At 50.8% G+C, this 18,151-nt stretch carries 14 protein-coding genes and 1 pseudogene; 12 read left to right on the forward strand and 3 right to left on the reverse strand.

Going from position 1 to position 18,151, the window contains the following annotated elements; genetic code table 11:
* The first annotated feature begins 51 nt into the window (after nt 1–51).
* From clpP to UC15_RS05575, 7 genes and pseudogenes are all read left to right on the forward strand, one after another.
* Complete coding sequence (gene clpP / locus UC15_RS05545) at nt 52–675, forward strand: ATP-dependent Clp endopeptidase proteolytic subunit ClpP (protein ID WP_056771081.1); 624 nt, start codon at nt 52–54, stop codon at nt 673–675.
* Nucleotides 676–880: 205 nt separating this feature from the next.
* The gene (clpX, locus tag UC15_RS05550; RefSeq protein WP_112287508.1) at nt 881–2,155 is read left to right on the forward strand and encodes an ATP-dependent protease ATP-binding subunit ClpX; all 1,275 of its coding nucleotides are present in this window, start codon (nt 881–883) and stop codon (nt 2,153–2,155) included.
* Nucleotides 2,156–2,346: 191 nt separating this feature from the next.
* Nucleotides 2,347–4,702, forward strand: a pseudogene (gene lon / locus UC15_RS05555) (endopeptidase La).
* A 215-nt stretch (nt 4,703–4,917) separates the two neighbouring features.
* Nucleotides 4,918–5,193 (forward strand): nucleoid-associated protein HU-beta, encoded by a 276-nt coding sequence (gene hupB, locus UC15_RS05560; protein WP_013576637.1) that lies wholly within the window; start codon nt 4,918–4,920, stop codon nt 5,191–5,193.
* 165 nt (nt 5,194–5,358) lie between these two features.
* On the forward strand, nt 5,359–7,239 hold the full coding sequence (gene ppiD, locus UC15_RS05565; protein ID WP_112287509.1) for a peptidylprolyl isomerase: 1,881 nt from the start codon (nt 5,359–5,361) through the stop codon (nt 7,237–7,239).
* Nucleotides 7,240–7,377: 138 nt separating this feature from the next.
* The gene (locus tag UC15_RS05570; protein ID WP_112287510.1) at nt 7,378–7,761 is read left to right on the forward strand and encodes a helix-hairpin-helix domain-containing protein; all 384 of its coding nucleotides are present in this window, start codon (nt 7,378–7,380) and stop codon (nt 7,759–7,761) included.
* 118 nt (nt 7,762–7,879) lie between these two features.
* Nucleotides 7,880–8,281 (forward strand): YbgC/FadM family acyl-CoA thioesterase, encoded by a 402-nt coding sequence (locus UC15_RS05575; RefSeq protein WP_112287511.1) that lies wholly within the window; start codon nt 7,880–7,882, stop codon nt 8,279–8,281.
* Nucleotides 8,282–8,365: 84 nt separating this feature from the next.
* On the opposite strand, the gene queC is transcribed toward UC15_RS05575, so the two are convergent.
* Both queC and UC15_RS05585 read right to left on the reverse strand, forming a co-directional pair.
* A complete protein-coding gene (gene queC, locus UC15_RS05580) occupies nt 8,366–9,064 on the reverse strand; it encodes a 7-cyano-7-deazaguanine synthase QueC (RefSeq protein WP_112287512.1) in 699 nt (232 codons plus the stop codon).
* Nucleotides 9,065–9,185: 121 nt separating this feature from the next.
* Nucleotides 9,186–10,898 carry an SgrR family transcriptional regulator gene (locus UC15_RS05585; protein WP_112287513.1) on the reverse strand — a complete coding sequence of 571 codons (1,713 nt, stop codon included), beginning with the start codon at nt 10,896–10,898 and terminating at the stop codon, nt 9,186–9,188.
* Between the two features lie 208 nt (nt 10,899–11,106).
* On the opposite strand from UC15_RS05585, the gene cof reads away from it, so the two are divergent.
* Nucleotides 11,107–11,925, forward strand: a complete 819-nt coding sequence (cof, locus tag UC15_RS05590; protein ID WP_112287514.1) for an HMP-PP phosphatase — start codon at nt 11,107–11,109, stop codon at nt 11,923–11,925.
* 166 nt (nt 11,926–12,091) lie between these two features.
* Here the strand turns inward: cof and UC15_RS05595 are convergent, their stop codons facing one another.
* Nucleotides 12,092–13,135: a PLP-dependent cysteine synthase family protein gene (locus UC15_RS05595; RefSeq protein ID WP_112287515.1), complete on the reverse strand. Its 1,044-nt coding sequence runs from the start codon at nt 13,133–13,135 to the stop codon at nt 12,092–12,094.
* A gap of 119 nt (nt 13,136–13,254) precedes the next feature.
* Here UC15_RS05595 and UC15_RS05600 point away from each other — a divergent pair, with 119 nt between their 5' ends.
* The 4 genes from UC15_RS05600 to glnK all read left to right on the forward strand — a co-directional run bounded on the left by UC15_RS05600 (nt 13,255) and on the right by glnK (nt 18,087).
* Nucleotides 13,255–13,710: an Lrp/AsnC family transcriptional regulator gene (locus UC15_RS05600; protein WP_112287516.1), complete on the forward strand. Its 456-nt coding sequence runs from the start codon at nt 13,255–13,257 to the stop codon at nt 13,708–13,710.
* 135 nt (nt 13,711–13,845) lie between these two features.
* A complete protein-coding gene (locus tag UC15_RS05605; protein WP_112287517.1) occupies nt 13,846–15,615 on the forward strand; it encodes a SmdA family multidrug ABC transporter permease/ATP-binding protein in 1,770 nt (589 codons plus the stop codon).
* The gene (locus UC15_RS05610; protein WP_112287518.1) at nt 15,608–17,407 is read left to right on the forward strand and encodes a SmdB family multidrug efflux ABC transporter permease/ATP-binding protein; all 1,800 of its coding nucleotides are present in this window, start codon (nt 15,608–15,610) and stop codon (nt 17,405–17,407) included. The genes UC15_RS05605 and UC15_RS05610 overlap by 8 nt, the downstream gene beginning before the upstream one ends.
* 341 nt (nt 17,408–17,748) lie before the next feature.
* Nucleotides 17,749–18,087: a P-II family nitrogen regulator gene (gene glnK / locus UC15_RS05615; RefSeq protein ID WP_009639071.1), complete on the forward strand. Its 339-nt coding sequence runs from the start codon at nt 17,749–17,751 to the stop codon at nt 18,085–18,087.
* Nucleotides 18,088–18,151 lie beyond the last annotated feature (64 nt).

Raw genomic sequence — 18,151 nt, forward strand, 5'->3', positions numbered from 1 at the left:
AAGTAGAATCGGTTTTAAAGAGCGCCAAACAGAATCTATTAGGAGACGGTTATGTCATACAGTGGTGAAAGAGAGCAATTTGCACCAAACATGGCGTTGGTACCCATGGTGGTTGAGCAAACTTCACGGGGCGAACGTTCATACGACATCTTCTCCCGTCTGCTTAAGGAACGCATCATCTTCCTGACAGGTCAGGTTGAAGACCATATGGCTAACCTGATTGTTGCCCAGATGCTGTTTCTGGAAGCAGAAAGTCCGGAAAAAGACATTTATCTTTATATCAACTCACCGGGTGGTGTGATCACTGCCGGTATGTCGATTTATGACACCATGCAGTTTATTAAACCGGACGTCAGCACCATTTGTATGGGGCAGGCTTGTTCAATGGGGGCGTTCCTGTTGACTGCCGGTGCAGAAGGCAAACGTTTCTGTCTGCCAAACTCACGCGTGATGATCCACCAGCCACTGGGCGGTTTCCAGGGCCAGGCGACGGACATCGAAATCCACGCAAAAGAAATTCTCAAAGTGAAATCACGTATGAATGAGCTGATGGCGAAACATACGGGTAAAACTCTTGAAGAAATAGAGCGTGACACTGAGCGTGACCGTTTCCTGTCTGCTGATGAGGCTGTACAGTACGGGTTAGTGGATTCCGTATTTACCCATCGCGCCTGACGGCTTATTTCTGCCGGGCTGATGGTCTATAGTTATACTCATACGGACGTCTCAACGGCAGGTTTTGTATTAAGCAAAACCTGCCTGCCATGAGTCATAACAGGAATGAACAGACATCAGCCAATCATGCGGCTGTTGTGTAATATGGTCGTACCGTGGTGTTCTTGTTACGCTGCGGGACTGATACTAGAGAAGAGGTTTACTGATGACAGATAAGCGCAAAGACGGTTCAGGAAAGCTGCTGTACTGCTCTTTTTGCGGCAAAAGCCAGCATGAAGTGCGTAAGCTGATTGCCGGGCCGTCAGTGTATATCTGCGATGAATGTGTCGATTTATGTAATGACATTATTCGCGAAGAGATCAAAGAAGTCGCGCCACACCGTGAACGCAGTGCGTTACCGACGCCGCATGAAATCCGTCAGCACCTTGACGATTATGTTATCGGCCAGGAACCTGCGAAAAAAGTGCTGGCTGTGGCTGTGTACAACCACTACAAGCGCCTGCGTAATGGCGATACCAGCAACGGTATCGAGTTAGGCAAGAGCAACATTCTGCTGATCGGGCCAACCGGTAGCGGTAAAACGCTGCTGGCTGAAACCCTGGCGCGTTTCCTGGATGTGCCATTTACGATGGCTGATGCTACCACGCTGACCGAAGCCGGTTACGTCGGTGAAGACGTCGAAAATATTATCCAGAAACTGCTGCAGAAATGTGACTACGACGTACAGAAAGCGCAACGCGGCATTGTTTACATTGATGAAATCGATAAGATTTCCCGCAAATCTGACAACCCGTCTATCACGCGTGACGTGTCGGGCGAAGGTGTTCAGCAAGCGCTGCTGAAACTGATTGAAGGCACCGTGGCTGCCGTTCCACCGCAAGGCGGACGTAAGCATCCACAGCAAGAATTCCTGCAAGTTGATACATCGAAAATCCTCTTTATCTGTGGCGGCGCATTTGCCGGTCTGGATAAAGTGATTGGTCAGCGTATCAACACCAATACAGGTATCGGTTTTGGTGCAGAAGTGAAAGGTAAAGAACAGAAAGCGACCGAAGGTCAGTTGCTGGCGCAGGCTGAACCAGAAGATTTGATCAAATTTGGTCTGATCCCTGAGTTCATTGGTCGTCTGCCAGTGGTAGCGACACTGAGCGAGCTGAACGAAGAAGCTCTGATTCAGATTCTGAAAGAGCCGAAAAATGCCCTGACTAAGCAATATCAGGCATTGTTCAATCTGGAAGGCGTTGAACTGGAATTCCGCGATGAAGCGCTGGTTGCGATTGCGAAAAAAGCCATGGTCCGTAAAACCGGTGCCCGTGGTCTGCGTTCCATCGTAGAAGCCGCATTGCTGGACACTATGTATGATCTGCCGTCTCTCGAAGATGTCGAGAAAGTGGTGATTGATGAGTCCGTGATTGCGGGCCAGTCAGAACCTCTGATGATTTATGGCAAACCAGAAGCACAACAGGCATCTGGCGAATAATTAGCCAATCTATCCAGAGAGTTAGCCATGAAATGGGGGATTTTGTCCCCCATTTTTTTTTCGCACATTCTTATCGTTGAATGTCAGACATTCATCCCCATATACTCAGTTAACGACTTGCTGAAACCCGTCTGACTCGTGTTTCACGAGATTTCCTTAACCTGGCGGAAGCTAAACTAAGAGAGAGCTCTATGAACCCTGAGCGTTCTGAACGCATAGAAATCCCCGTATTGCCTTTGCGCGATGTGGTGGTTTATCCGCACATGGTGATCCCGTTGTTTGTTGGCAGGGAAAAATCGATTCGGTGCCTCGAAGCTGCGATGGATCACGACAAAAAAATCATGCTGGTGGCGCAGAAAGAAGCTTCAACAGATGAGCCGGGCGTTAATGACCTCTTCTCCGTGGGTACGGTTGCCTCAATATTACAAATGCTGAAGCTCCCGGACGGCACGGTCAAAGTGCTGGTGGAAGGGTTACAACGTGCGCGTATTACGACACTTTCTGACAGTGGCGAGCATTTTGCTGCCCAGGCGGAATATCTTGAATCTCCGGCCGTGGATGAACGCGAGCAGGAAGTTCTGGTGCGTACTGCGATTAATCAGTTTGAAGGCTACATCAAGCTGAACAAAAAGATCCCGCCGGAAGTGCTGACTTCGCTGAACAGTATTGAAGATGCTGCACGTCTGGCTGACACCATTGCTGCGCATATGCCATTGAAACTCGCTGATAAACAATCCGTACTGGAAATGTTTGATATCACCGAGCGTCTGGAATATCTGATGGCGATGATGGAATCGGAAATCGACCTGTTACAGGTTGAGAAACGCATCCGTAACCGTGTCAAAAAACAGATGGAAAAAAGCCAGCGCGAAGTACTATCTGAATGAGCAAATGAAAGCGATTCAGAAAGAACTTGGCGAAATGGACGATACGCCTGACGAGCATGAGGCGCTGAAACGCAAAATCGAAGCGGCCAAAATGCCGAAAGATGCGCGTGAAAAAACCGAAGCTGAGTTGCAAAAGCTGAAAATGATGTCGCCGATGTCCGCCGAAGCCACGGTTGTCCGTGGATATATCGACTGGATGCTTCAGGTGCCATGGAATGCCCGTAGCAAAGTGAAAAAAGACCTGCTCAAAGCGCAGGAAGTTCTGGATACTGACCACTATGGTCTGGAGCGTGTCAAAGACCGCATTCTGGAATACCTCGCAGTACAGAGTCGTGTCAGCAAAATTAAAGGGCCAATCCTGTGTCTGGTCGGGCCTCCGGGTGTGGGTAAAACCTCACTGGGTCAGTCAATCGCACGTGCGACTGGCCGTCAGTATGTACGTATGGCGCTGGGTGGCGTACGTGATGAAGCGGAAATCCGCGGTCACCGTCGTACCTATATCGGTTCCATGCCGGGCAAACTGATCCAGAAAATGGCGAAAGTCGGGGTTAAAAATCCGCTGTTCCTGCTAGATGAAATCGACAAGATGTCATCGGACATGCGTGGTGATCCCGCTTCTGCTCTGCTGGAAGTGTTGGATCCGGAACAGAACGTGGCGTTTAACGATCACTATCTGGAAGTCGATTACGACCTGTCAGATGTGATGTTTGTGGCGACCTCGAACTCGATGAATATCCCGGCTCCGCTGCTTGACCGTATGGAAGTGATCCGTCTTTCGGGCTATACCGAAGATGAAAAACTAAACATCGCCAAACAGCATTTGCTGCCGAAGCAGCTTGAGCGTAACGCGCTTAAGAAGAACGAACTGACGGTTGATGACAGCGCAATTATCGGCATTATCCGTTTCTATACCCGTGAAGCGGGTGTGCGTAGTTTAGAACGTGAGTTGTCTAAACTTTGCCGAAAAGCAGTTAAACAATTGCTGATGGATAAAAACATCAAGCACATTGAAATCAACGGCGACAACCTGAAAGATTTCCTCGGCGTGCAGAAGGTCGATTATGGTCGTGCTGATACCGAAAACCGTGTGGGCCAGGTCACTGGTCTGGCGTGGACCGAAGTGGGCGGCGAATTGCTGACCATCGAAACGGCCTGCGTACCGGGCAAAGGTAAGCTGACTTACACCGGTTCTCTGGGTGAAGTGATGCAGGAATCCATTCAGGCCGCGCTGACCGTTGTGCGTTCACGTGCTGACAAACTGGGTATCAACCCTGACTTCTACGAAAAACGCGATATTCACGTTCACGTACCAGAAGGGGCAACGCCGAAAGATGGTCCGAGTGCCGGTATCGCAATGTGTACTGCGCTGGTGTCTTGTCTGACGGGTAACCCGGTTCGTGCGGATGTTGCGATGACAGGTGAAATCACTTTGCGTGGTCTGGTTCTGCCAATTGGCGGTCTGAAAGAAAAACTGCTCGCAGCCCATCGTGGTGGCATCAAAGTGGTTCTGATCCCGGATGACAACAAACGCGATCTGGAAGAAATTCCGGCAAACGTGCTGGCAGATCTTGAGATCCACCCGGTAAAACGCATTGATGATGTTCTGAACATCGCATTGCAAAATCCGGCTTACGGTGCACTGCCGGTGGCAGCAAAATAGTGACATCAGCTTACACAGTTGAATAAAACTCAGGCTGGCAGGTGAAATCTCACTTGCCAGCTTTTTTTTGTGCCGTTAACGTAGTCAACGGTCAAAGGGTTTCAGGCTGCTTTCAGTCGCTTGCATCGCTCTGACAAGATTGATATAACAGCAGCGCGGTCACGTCTGCAGGGAAAATGCGGCGTGATGAACGAAATTAAGAGGGGATGATAAGAGTGAATAAGTCACAATTGATCGACAAAATTGCTGCCGGTGCTGATATTTCTAAAGCCGCAGCGGGACGTGTTTTAGATGCTGTTCTTGCATCTGTCACTGACACCCTGAAAGCGGGGGATGAAGTAGCTCTGGTAGGCTTCGGTACTTTCTCCGTGCGTGAACGTTCAGCACGTACTGGTCGTAACCCACAGACCGGTAAAGAAATCAGCATTGCAGCAGCCAAAGTACCTGGCTTCCGTGCAGGTAAAGCGCTGAAAGATGCCGTTAACGGCTAATTATCTGCAAGCTGACGTTATAACCGTGTGAGGCGCATCACTGATGCTTTTTCATTCAGGTCTGGTTGTTAAACAATAACCTGACGTCATCGGGCTGGTAAGGTAAGATACAAGGCGCATCGAGAACGATGCGCTTTTTTTATTACAGCGGAGTGTTGCCTCACTATGATGGACAATTTACGCGCGGCTTCCAACAACGTCGTGCTCAAAATCATTCTGGCCCTGATTATTCTGTCCTTTATTTTGACAGGGGTGGGCAACTACCTGGTCGGCGGTTCAGGCGACTATGCAGCGAAAGTGAATGGTCAGGAAATCGGCCGGGCTCAGTTAGAGCAGGCTGTACAGAACCAGCGTAACCGGTTGCAGCAGCAACTTGGCGATCAGTTCTCTGAACTGGCGGGCAGTGACGGTTACATGCAGCAATTGCGTCAGGAATCCCTGAGCAATCTGATTGACGTCACTTTGCTGGATCAGTATTCCAAAAAATTGGGTATTACCGTCAGCGATCAGCAGATCAAAGATGCGATTTTTGCCACCCCACAATTCCAGACTGATGGCCGTTTTGATAACGCCAAATATCTGCAAAGTATCCAAAGCATGGGATACAGCGCGGATAATTTTGCGCAGTTGATGAAACAGCAGCTCATCAGTCAGCAGCTTGAGCAGGCCTACGGCCAGTCAGATTTCGTTTTGCCGGTAGAAAGCAAATCATTGGCTGCACTGCTTCTGCAGGTTCGTGAAGTACAAACCGCCACTCTGGATACCGATGCGCTGGCTGCTAAACAGCAGGTGACTGACGCAGAGTTACAGGCTTTCTACGACCAGAACAAAAACAGCTTTATTTCCCCTGAGCAGGTAAAAGTCAGCTACATCGAAATGGATGCCGCGGCCATGCAGGGCAAAACTGAAGTGACAGATGCTGATATCAGCGCCTATTACGATCAGCACAAAAGTGAGTTTGGTCAGCCTGAACGTCGCCGTTACAGCGTCATTGTCCTTAAATCACAGGCTGATGCCGACGCGGTTGCCGCCGAGCTGAAAAAAGGGACTGACTTTGCCGAACTGGCTAAGACTAAATCTACCGATGCCCTGAGCGCTAAACAGGGTGGTGATTTGGGCTGGATGGAACCTGAAACCACATTGCCAGAATTTAAGAACGCTAATCTGACGGCTAAAGGTCAGGTTTCCGGCGTGATTAAATCTGACAGCGGTTTCTTCATCCTGCGCCTTGATGACGTGACGCCTGAGCAGGTCAAACCGTTAGCGGCTGTCCGTAACGCGATCACTGACAAGCTTAAGCAGGAAAAATCACTGGATGCTTACTACGCGCTGCAACAGAAAGTCAGCGAAGCGGCAACCAATGACAATGAATCTCTGACTTCAGCCGAAGAAGTTGCAGGAACCAAAGCGGTGCATACCGACTGGTTTACCCAAAACCAAATTCCTGCTGGCATCAACTTCAAACCTGTCGTACAGGCGATTTTTGATGGCGGTCTGATTGGTCAGGACGGTTCTCCGGGCAGTAACTCCGATATCATTACTGTCGATGGCGATCGCGCCTTTGTGGTTCGTGTAGATGCGCATAAAGCGGAAGGCGTGAAACCTTTTGCTGAAGTGAAAGATCAGGTGACGACGCTGGTTAAACGCCAGAAAGCACAAGATCAGGCACGGATGGATGGCGAGAAACTGCTGACCGCTCTGAAAGACGGCAAAGGCGATGACGCGATGAAAGCGGCAGGTCTGAGCTTCGGTGCTGTGCAGAAAGTCCAGCGCAGTCAGCAGCCTTCTGCGTTTGAATCTAACGTCTACGCGTTGCCACATCCTCAGAAAGACCAGCCAGTTTATGGTCTGACTCAGGACAATAAAGGCAACAGCGTGCTGGTTAAACTGAATACTGTGACGCCGGGTGTCGTTCCTGAAGCGGATATCGCGCGTTTCAATCAGGAGATGCAACAAACCTCCTCGAACGTAACCTTTGATGCCTTGCTGACTAATCTGCGTCAGGAAGCGAAAATCAAATACGGTTCAGCTGCACAAAACCAGTAAACGCCGCAAAGTTTTGCAACGCGTTGCAACAAACAAAGGCCGCTTTCGCGGCCTTTTCCATATTTGAAACTTGCCCGTTGTTCGCTTTTCCTGCCTGATGCACTCTCTCCGTGCTGTCAAACACATGGAGGATACAGCATGAAAAAATTAGGCATTACATCACTTTCGTTGGCTCTGGCACTGGGGCTTTCTACTCTGCCCGTTATGTTACACGCGGCACCCAATGCCACCAGCCCTGTGGCGACTACTACTGCAGCGCCGGTAACGGCTGCAGGTAAAGTCTCAGGCCCGCAAGTGAAAAAGGAGCAGGCTGCGGTTACAGATGAAAGTACTGTAAGCATCAACACTGCGACGGCAGAGGAATTTGCCAAGGTGATGAACGGGGTAGGGATGAAGAAGGCGCAGGCCATCATCAGCTATCGCGAGGAACTTGGGCAGTTTACCGATGTGGAACAACTGCGCGAAGTACCGGGAATTGGTGCTGCATTATTTGAACGTAACAAGGACCGTCTGAAATTGTGACGGATGTCGCGGCGGTAAACCCTCAACGGTTGCCGCCGTTTTCTTCTGCTAATCTCTAAAGACATCTGACCAGTTTGGTTGTATGCCTCAGACGACTATCAGGAGTTTTTTAACCACTATGCATACCTTTATCAAAGTTCGCGGCTTTCATATCGACGTCTATCAGCACGTCAACAATGCGCGCTATCTTGAATTCCTCGAAACTGCCCGCTGGGAATGGCTCGATAATCAGTCGGGTTTCCAGTGGATGAGCGAAAATAAAATCGCGTTTATCGTGGTAAATATCAACATCAATTATCGCAAACCCGCAGTGCTTGGCGATGTGTTGCGCATTGACAGCAGCATGCAGCAATTAAACGGACGCAGCGGTGTGCTGGAACAGGTTGTGACCTGTGAGGGCGAAGTGGTTGCCGATGCGACGCTGACGTTTGTCTGTATTGACTTGCGTACGCAAAAGGCGTTGCCGCTGGAAGGTGAGTTGCTGGAGCGATTACGTGAACTGGAGCTGGAAAACGACTGATTTGGCTAAGTACTGATAAACATGCTGATTAATAGAAAACGGGCGGTCTGATGGCCACCCGCTTTGCTTCTCACGTCTGCTTAATCAGCGCAGACCGGTTTTCTGCTTCAGGCTGTTCATCACGCCTGTTTTATCCTGCTGAAATTGCTGCAAACCGTTGGCGCGCAAATGACAGGCCGCACATTCGCCGCAGCCATCACCGGCAATGCCGTTATAACAGGTCAGCGTTTTATGGCGGACCAGATCCAGTTGCTGATAATAATCAGCCAGCGCCCAGGTTTCGGCTTTATTCAGCCACATCAGCGGCGTTTCAAAACGGACATCGCGTGCCAGACCGAGCGAAACGGCCGTGTTCAGCGCTTTCACGAACTCATCACGGCAATCCGGATAACCGGAGAAATCTGTTTCACAAACCCCGGTGATCACCGCTTCAGCCTGGATCTGATAAGCGTAAATTGCTGCCAGTGTCAGGAATAAAATATTACGACCTGGAACGAAAGTGCTTGGCAGGCCGCCGTTATTTTCATCCCCAAAGTTAGGCACCGGAATGTTATCGCGGGTCAGGCTGCTGACCGCCAGTTCATTTAACAAGCCAACATCCAGCACCTTATGCGCACGGGCGCCAAGTTCCACTGATAATTTCTGTGCGATTTCAATTTCAGCACGATGGCGCTGACCATAATCGAACGTGACGCAGTGGACTTCGTCATATTGCTTCAGAGCCTGAATCAGACAGGTTGTTGAATCTTGTCCGCCGCTAAAAACTACCACTGCTCTTTTCATTCTGATTACCTGTTGTTGAAACCATTATCTGAATTCACTGCCCGCCGGACAGTAAAACTGCCCTAATGTTACTTTTCTTTAGTGCCAGAGTGTAGTGAAAGAGTGTAGTGAAACAGCTCCTTCACGCATTTTCATCCTGCAGGGGTGGCGGAACCCAGGCCTGACAAAAATCGAACCAGCCCCAGGCCGTAAGCTGAACTCCGCTGATACGCGGTGGCGCACTGACCTGATATTGATAATTAAATAAGGGTGTCACGATGCCTGATTTCATCCATTTAAAGAAATGATCGCGAAGCTCATCCGAACGACGGTTTTCCTGCGGGATTTGCTGAATCACTTCCAGGCGCTGTTGCTGACACGCATAATCTTCATCGCGCAGGATCCCCGGCCAGAGCGGGTCTTGCTGTAGCCAGTTTTCAAGCGATGCTTCGGGCGATTCACCAATCAGGCGGTCCCCGAGCAGAAGATCGGCTGAGCGGAGCAACGCATCGTCCTCCCAGAGCCTGCCAGCATGGTAACCAATCTCAAGCCGACAACCTTCTTCCGCCAGCCGTTCTTTTAGCGCCTGCGCCACCAGTTCAAATTCAACCGGCGGATGAAAAAGCAATGTTAGTTTTTCCGGCAGCAGAACATCCGCATCGTCATGCAAAGGAATTGGCCAGCCCGGCAGCATTTCTTTGCTGGATTTCACCAGGTCATGATCGATAGGCAAATTATTTAACATGCCGCTGCGCTGGATCAGACGAACGATTTTCCGCGCCTGCGCTTCATTTAACACACCGCGCCGGAGATTGGCGGCGATATAGCAAAACCCCAGGCTGGTGCTGCGTCTTACCGGTTTTACCCGCGATAATTCTTCTTGCTCGCCAAGAATGATCCTGACCGGATGCTGACAGCTGACATTGTTCTTCTGAGCAAACAGTTGTGGCGTGATCCAAAACTCAATCGCCGCCAGATAAGGATGTTGAAGCGTATACAACGTGTGTTGCTCCAGCCGCACCAGCTCAGGGGAAAACGTGGTCAGACGGAAAGGTCCGGCACCGATGTGCGGATCTTCAGGGTGCGAAAGCAGGCAATTGAGATCGGCAAAACGATGTGCCAGCCAGTAATCGGGTTTATCGAGATCAAATTGCAGACATAGCGCGTGAGGCTGCGACAGTCGGGTGACGGACGCCAGATTGTGTTTGCCGCGTGACGAATTTTTTAGCTGCTGGAACCGCGCCATCAGTTGCGCTGTTTTAAGCGGCTCGCCGTTATGCCAGAACAACTGACTGCGCAGAAAAAACTGCCAGGTTTTGCCATTGTTACTGACCTGCCAGTGATGTGCCAGATCAGGCTGTGGCGCAGAGTTTCCCGGAATATAACGCGTCAGACCCGCATGAATGGTGTGGGCGAGATGCTGCTCCGCCCGCCCGGTCAGGGTCAGAGGATCCAAAGGCTGGAGAGGGCGGTAATAAGGTATGCGTAATGTGGGGGCGTCTTCCTGCCATTGTCCGCCGAGATGCGGTGCCAGCAGGGCATTGAGGTGTGTGGGATCCAGCTGGCTTAATTGCAGTGCTGCAGAATGTTCACCGTTAATCAGTAATTCCTGTAAATAGGAGCCGCGCAGATCTTCTGGTGTTCTCAGGCAGCAGAGCGAGGCGCGTTTACCGCGGCCAGCCTGTGATTTCCATTCAATCCAGCCCGCATCTTGAAAATGAGTGAGTAAAGTTCGCGTATGGCGTTCGCTACAGCAAAAAATGTCTGCCAGTTCTGCCACAGTAAGCTGAACCGGAAACGATCCGGTTTTGAGATGCAGACGCTGGAATTGATTAAGGCGGTTTTGCAGGCGCATGATAAATACGGAACCTTATTTTTCAGGTTAACTTGTTTGTTCAGCATATCGTTTGTTCAGGATATCCCACGCACGGCGCGCTGGCTTGCCGCGAAGAAAGAAAGTGTGAGCTAAAACCGGAACAGTATTCATAAACTGTTCACTATTAGTTCCGCAAATCCGGGTACATACTTTGAAAGTGAAAATTATTCCCGCTCAGAGAGGAAACATGTACCGTTTAGCTGCATTTGATATGGATGGCACGCTGCTTTTACCCGATCACACCCTGGGCGAAAAAACACTGGCAACGCTGCGTCAGCTGGCTGAAAAACCGGTAAAACTTACGTTTGCGACCGGTCGTCATTATCTTGAAATGAAAGATATTCTGGCAAATATCGGGCTGGACGGTTTCCTGATCACTGGTAACGGCACGCGTATTCATGACTTAGCCGGCCACCGGTTGCACGCAAGCGATTTGTCCGAAGATTGTGCGCATGAGCTTCTGCACACGCAATGGGATACTCCGGCCAGTCTGCACGTGTTCCGCGATGACGGCTGGTTTACGTCGCTCGATGATCCTGACTTACTGATCCCGCACCAGTTCAGCGGTTTCCGTTACCAGTTGCAGGATCTGCGTTTATTGCCGGATTCGGGTAACAGTAAAGTGTGTTTCTGCGCGCCTCACGAAACCCTGCTGGCGCTGGTTCCTCAGCTGAAAGCGCACTTCGGACCGCGCTTAGATTTGTGTTTCTCAGCGGCAGATTGTCTGGATGTGCAGCCTGCGGGCAGCAATAAAGGCAGCGCCCTGGCACTTCTGACGGCGGGACTGGGGATTGAAATGTCTGAATGCATGGCCTTTGGCGATGCTATGAACGACAAAGAAATGCTGGAAGGCGTCGGGATGGGGCTGATAATGGGCAACGCATTACCGGTGCTGAAAGAGCAATCTCCTCACTTACAAATCATCGGGCATTGCCGCAATCAGGCGGTGTCTCACTTTTTGCAACACTGGCTGCACACTCCACACCTCACCTATTCCCCCGAATAAAAGGTATTGCAGCAAGCCGGGCCATTCTGTCCCGGCTTTTTTCCGTCATACTTCAAGCTGCAGATGCGTTGGCTGCGTTTGCTCACCCGAATCACTTACTCATGTAAGCTCATCGGGATTCACAAACTTGCCGCCTGCCTGCAACTCGAATTATTTTAGAAAAATATTAGTTAAGTCCTTCCAGTTGTGCAGCGTAAACGGAAATATCCCCGATATTCTTCGCCACCCAGTTGTCGTCAAAATAGGTATTCAGATAGCGTTCGCCGCTGTCGCAAAGCAGCGTGACGATCGAACCGGTTTCACCTTTCTCATGCATTTGTTTTGCCAGCTGCAAAGCGCCCCACATATTGGTGCCCGTTGAGCCACCGACTTTTCGTCCCAGCACCTTTTCTAACCAGCGGACGGTCGCCACGCTTGCGGCATCGGGCACCTGCATCATGTTGTCGATGACGTCCGGGATAAATGACGGTTCGGCGCGCGGGCGGCCAATGCCCTCAATGCGGCTGCTGCATTGCGCAGTGACGCTGGCGTCACGTTGCTGATAATAATCGTAAAATACCGAGTTTTCAGGATCTACCACCACCAGTTCGGTGTCGTGCCCCTGATAACGGATATAGCGTCCGAGCGTCGCAGAGGTTCCACCGGTACCGGCACTCATCACCAGATAGCGCGGCACCGGATGCGGCTCGCGGGACATCTGACGGAAAATACTGTCGGCAATATTGTTGTTCCCGCGCCAGTCAGTCGCGCGCTCCGCGTAGGTGAACTGATCCATATAATGGCCGTTCAGTTCTCTGGCGAGTTGCTCAGAAGCCGCATAAATCTGGCTGGAATTTTCGACGAAATGACAGCGACCGCCGTAAAACTCAATTTGCTGAATCTTGCGCGGAGCCGTACAGGAAGGCATCACGGCAATAAAAGGGAGACCCAACAGTCGGGCGAAGTAGGCTTCGGAAATGGCGGTGCTGCCCGAAGAAGCTTCAATGATGGGCGTATTTTCGCGGATCCAGCCGTTGCAAAGACCATATAAAAACAGTGAGCGTGCCAGGCGATGTTTCAGGCTGCCGGAAGGGTGGGTGCTCTCATCCTTCAGATACATCGAAATCCCGGGTAAGTCATTCAGTGTGAGACGAATTAAGTGTGTGTCGGCTGAACGTTGAAAATCGGCGTCGATTTCTTTAATGGCGTGAGTGACCCAGGAGTTACGCATGTTGCAGACTCATAAAAGTGTTTTGATGAGATAAGAATAACGTAATCACCAGAGAAATAAGTTACTCTTTGACCCACGGTTTGCCGTATTTGTAGAAAAATATTCTCTCGGAGTGCCTTATGGTAGATAAAATTGACCTCAAGCTTTTATCCCTGCTGCAAAAAGATTGCACCCTTTCCCTGAACGAACTGGCGGATGCCGTTAATCTCACTTCCACTCCTTGCTGGAAACGAATCAGGCGCCTTGAAGATGACGGGATTATTCGCGGCAAAGTGGCGTTGCTGGATGGCGATAAGCTGGGACTGAGCCTGACGGCATTTGTACTGATCAAAACTCAGCATCACAACAGCGAATGGTATCAGCGGTTTGTACAACAGGTTGAAGCATTTCCGGAAGTACTTGGCTTCTACCGGATGGCCGGAGAATATGATTATTTATTGCAGGTGCAGGTTTCCGATATGAAAAGCTACGATAACTTTTACAAGCGACTTGTGAACGGCATTCCGGGACTGAACGATGTGACCTCAAGTTTTGCGATGGAGCGCATAAAATCGACCACCGCATTGCCCATTTAATGCAAAAGTTGCAGTAAAAAGTTTCATCAGAAACGCATGTTAACTCTGGTATCCTTGTCAGCCTGAAGAGCAAACGGGTATTTGTGATATCTGTTAACTCAATAAAATCATTATTATTTGTATGGAAAACTCTGCGTGAGACTGTTTGCACAATTAGGCTGGTACTTCCGTCGCGAATGGCGCCGGTATCTGGGTGCCGTTGCCTTGCTGATCATTATTGCTGTCCTGCAATTACTGCCGCCAAAACTGGTGGGCATAATCATTGATGGCGTAACGTCAAAACAAATGTCTTACAACGTGCTTTTCGCATGGCTGGGTCTGATGCTCGGCACAGCGATAGTCGTGTACCTGCTGCGCTATGTCTGGCGCGTACTGTTATTCGGTGCGTCCTATAAGCTGGCCGTCGAGTTACGCCAGGATTTCTTCCGCCAGCTTAGTCGTCAGCATCCGGCTTTTTATTTGCGTCATCGCACCGGCGATTTGATTGCCCGTGCCACCAACGACGTCGACCGCGTGGTGTTTGCCGCAGGCGAGGGCGTTTTGACACTGGTGGATTCACTGGTTATGGGACTTGCCGTGCTGATTGTCATGGCAACCCAGATCAGCTGGGAACTGACTCTGCTTTCGCTGGTGCCGATGCCGGTGATGGCGATCATCATCAAGCGTTACGGCGACCAGTTGCATTCCCGCTTTAAAACCGCACAGGCGGCATTTTCCTCTCTAAACGATCAGGCACAGGAAAGCCTGACCAGCATCCGCATGATCAAAGCTTTTGGTCTGGAAAACCATCAGTCATCACAATTTGCTGATGTTGCCGCGGATACCGGTGCTAAAAACCTGCGCGTAGCCCGGGTCGATGCACGTTTTGATCCGACGATTTACGTCTCCATTGGCATGGCAAATCTTCTGGCCATTGGCGGCGGCAGCTGGATGGTGGTCAACGGGCATCTGACACTCGGTGAACTGACCAGTTTTGTGATGTATCTGGGGCTGATGATCTGGCCGATGCTGGCGCTGGCGTGGATGTTCAATATCGTAGAGCGTGGCAGTGCCGCCTACAGCCGTATCCGCAGCCTGTTACAGGAAGCGCCAGCGGTGGCCGATGGCGCAACGCCTTTACCGGCGGGTCGCGCAGTACTTGAAGCGCAGATCAACAATTTCCATTATCCCGAACACCAACACGCTGCCTTAACGTCTGTGGCGTTTTCCCTGAAACCGGGGCAAATGCTCGGTTTATGTGGCCCGACGGGTTCTGGAAAAAGTACCTTGCTGGCACTGCTTCAGCGCCAGTTCGATGTGACTGAAGGCGATGTGCGTTACCACGGTCTATCACTCAAAGAGATCCGGCTTGATGACTGGCGCGCGCGGCTTGCGGTAGTCAGCCAGACGCCTTTCCTGTTTTCAGATACCGTCGCGCAGAACATTGCCCTCGGCCGGCCGGATGCCACGCAGCAAGACATTGAGGAAGCGGCACGGCTTGCCAGCGTTCACGATGACATTTTGCGTCTGCCTCAGGGGTATGAAACAGAAGTCGGTGAACGTGGTGTTATGCTTTCGGGCGGCCAGAAACAACGTATTTCGATTGCCAGAGCGCTGTTGCTGAAAGCTGAAATCCTGATCCTGGATGATGCCCTGTCAGCCGTTGATGGCCGCACGGAGCATCAGATCCTGCAAAATCTGCGTCAGTGGGGCAGTGACAGAACGGTGATTATCAGTGCTCACCGGCTTTCTGCGCTGACCGAAGCCAGTGAGATTCTGGTGTTCAGTCACGGAAGCATTTCACAGCGCGGCGATCATGACGAACTGGCTGCGAAGCCGGGCTGGTATCGCGATATGTTCCGCTATCAGCAGCTTGAAGCTGCGCTGGATGATGTGCCGGAAAAGGAGGCGGAACAACATGGCTGAACAAAAAGTGAGTAAAATCCAGAAGCTCTGGCCTACGCTTAAACGTCTTCTGGGATATGGCAAACCATACAGTAAGCCTCTGTCTTATGCGGTGCTGATGCTGTGGATTGCCGCCGCAGCGGAAGTCACCGGCCCGATCCTGATCAGTTTCTTTATTGATCACTATGTGGCGAAAGGTGAAATGCCCTGGGGGAAAGTCAGTTTGCTGGCGCTGAGTTTCATCTTCCTGCAATTTCTGGCAGCAAGCTTGCACTATTTTCAGGCACTTCTGTTTAACCGTGCTGCGGTTGGCGTGGTTCAGCGTCTGCGCACCGACGTCATGGATGCGGCATTGCGTCAGCCTTTGAGCGCCTTTGATACCCAGCCGGTCGGGCAACTGATTTCGCGTGTGACCAATGATACTGAAGTGATCCGTGACCTTTATGTCACTGTTGTATCGACGGTTTTGCGCAGCATTGCGCTGATTGGCGCAATGCTGGTGGCGATGTTCACCCTTGACTGGCGACTTGCCTCGGTGGCTATCTGCATCTTCCCGGCTGTGTTTGTGGTGATGGGGCTTTACCAGATTTACAGTACGCCTGTCGTTCGTAAAGTGCGTGCTTATCTGGCGGACATAAATGATGGCTTCAACGAAGTCATTAATGGCATGAACGTCATACAGCAATTCCGTCAGCAAAAACGGTTTGGTGAACGACTGTCCCGCGCCAGTCAGTCACATTATATGGCCCGCATGCAGACGCTCAGGCTGGAAGGATTTTTGCTGCGACCATTACTCAGCTTATTTTCATCCCTGATTTTATGCGGCTTGTTAATCTTGTTCGGTTTCAGTGCCGAAGGCTCGATTGGCGTGGGGGTTTTGTATGCTTTCATTAACTACCTCGGGCGTCTAAACGAACCTCTGATTGAGCTGACGTCGCAGCAATCCATTCTCCAGCAGGCTGTAGTCGCAGGTGAACGTATCTTTGATTTGATGGACCGGACTCAGCAGCAGTACGGACCGGACGATAAGTTGCTGACCAGCGGCGAGATTGATATTCGCGACGTCAGTTTTGCCTACCGCCCGGACAAATGGGTGCTGGAGAATATTACCCTGCATGTCCCTTCACGTGGATTTGTGGCGCTGGTCGGGCACACAGGCAGTGGCAAAAGTACGCTGGCGAATCTTCTGATGGGCTATTATCCGCTGAATAAAGGTGAGATCCGCGTCGACGGGCGTAACCTTGCTGATCTCTCGCATTCCAGTCTGCGAAAGGGAATTGCTATGGTTCAGCAGGATCCGGTGGTGCTGGCGGAATCGGTATTCTCTAACGTGACTTTAGGTCGCGATATTGATGAAGCTCAGGTCTGGCACGCACTGGATATTGTGCAGCTTTCTCCGCTGGTACGGGGAATGCCTGAAGGATTGAATACGCGTCTGGGCGAACAGGGTAATAATCTCTCTGTCGGACAGAAGCAATTGCTGGCGATGGCGCGCGTTTTGGTGCAGGCACCAGAAATTCTGATCCTTGACGAGGCAACGGCCAATATCGACTCAGGAACCGAGCAGGCAATTCAGCGTGCTTTACGTGCCATTCGTCAGCAAACAACTCTGGTTGTAATTGCACACCGGCTGTCGACGATTGTGGATGCAGATAATATTTTGGTATTGCACCGCGGGCAAGCCGTTGAGCAGGGCAACCACTTACAGCTGCTGGCAGAAAAAGGCCGGTATTATCAGATGTATCAGTTGCAACTTGCCGGGCAAGAACTGGCGTCAGCTGAGCCGGGAATTCCTTCCACAGAAAACGCATAAACTGTCAGCTGGCGTAACGCGTTCGTTACGCCAGCATTCTCTCCTCAACGTCTTATCCTCCCGCCATTCCATCCCGCGCACCGTATTCATGCAGGCAAAATACCTGCGGTTTACACATTGCACTATAAAGCAGCGATGAGCACTTAAATGGTGCGTACTCAGCAGTGTGCTGTGTGGCGAAACAACTGTGCGCCCGGTCACGATTATTCTGAAAATGCCGGTTTGCGCGGGAATTGCAGGAATCTTTCATCAGTTTCAACTCTGGCACACCCTTTGCTTTATCCCTTGCGTATCGGGCGCGAATCCTCTCGCGGTAAGCCCTTAATTCGAGGAGTGGCACAATGAAGCTGGTTACTGTGGTGATCAAACCTTTTAAGCTGGAAGATGTGCGTGAAGCGCTGTCTGCTGTTGGAATTCAGGGGCTGACCGTAACGGAAGTTAAAGGTTTTGGCCGTCAGAAAGGTCATGCCGAACTTTACCGTGGCGCGGAATACAGTGTGAACTTCCTTCCAAAAGTAAAAATCGACATTGCTATCGCTGACGATCAGCTCGATGAAGTGATCGACGTGATCAGCAAAGCGGCCTACACCGGCAAGATCGGTGATGGCAAAATTTTCGTTGCTGAATTGCAACGTGTTATCCGTATTCGTACTGGTGAAACCGACGAAGCAGCACTGTAATTTCCGGTTTTTATCTCTCATGCCAGTCGGTTTGAGATAAATCAGATTAGAAAAAACAGTTTTG

It is taken from the genome of Rahnella sp. AN3-3W3, assembly GCF_003263545.1.
Lineage (GTDB): Bacteria > Pseudomonadota > Gammaproteobacteria > Enterobacterales > Enterobacteriaceae > Rahnella > Rahnella variigena.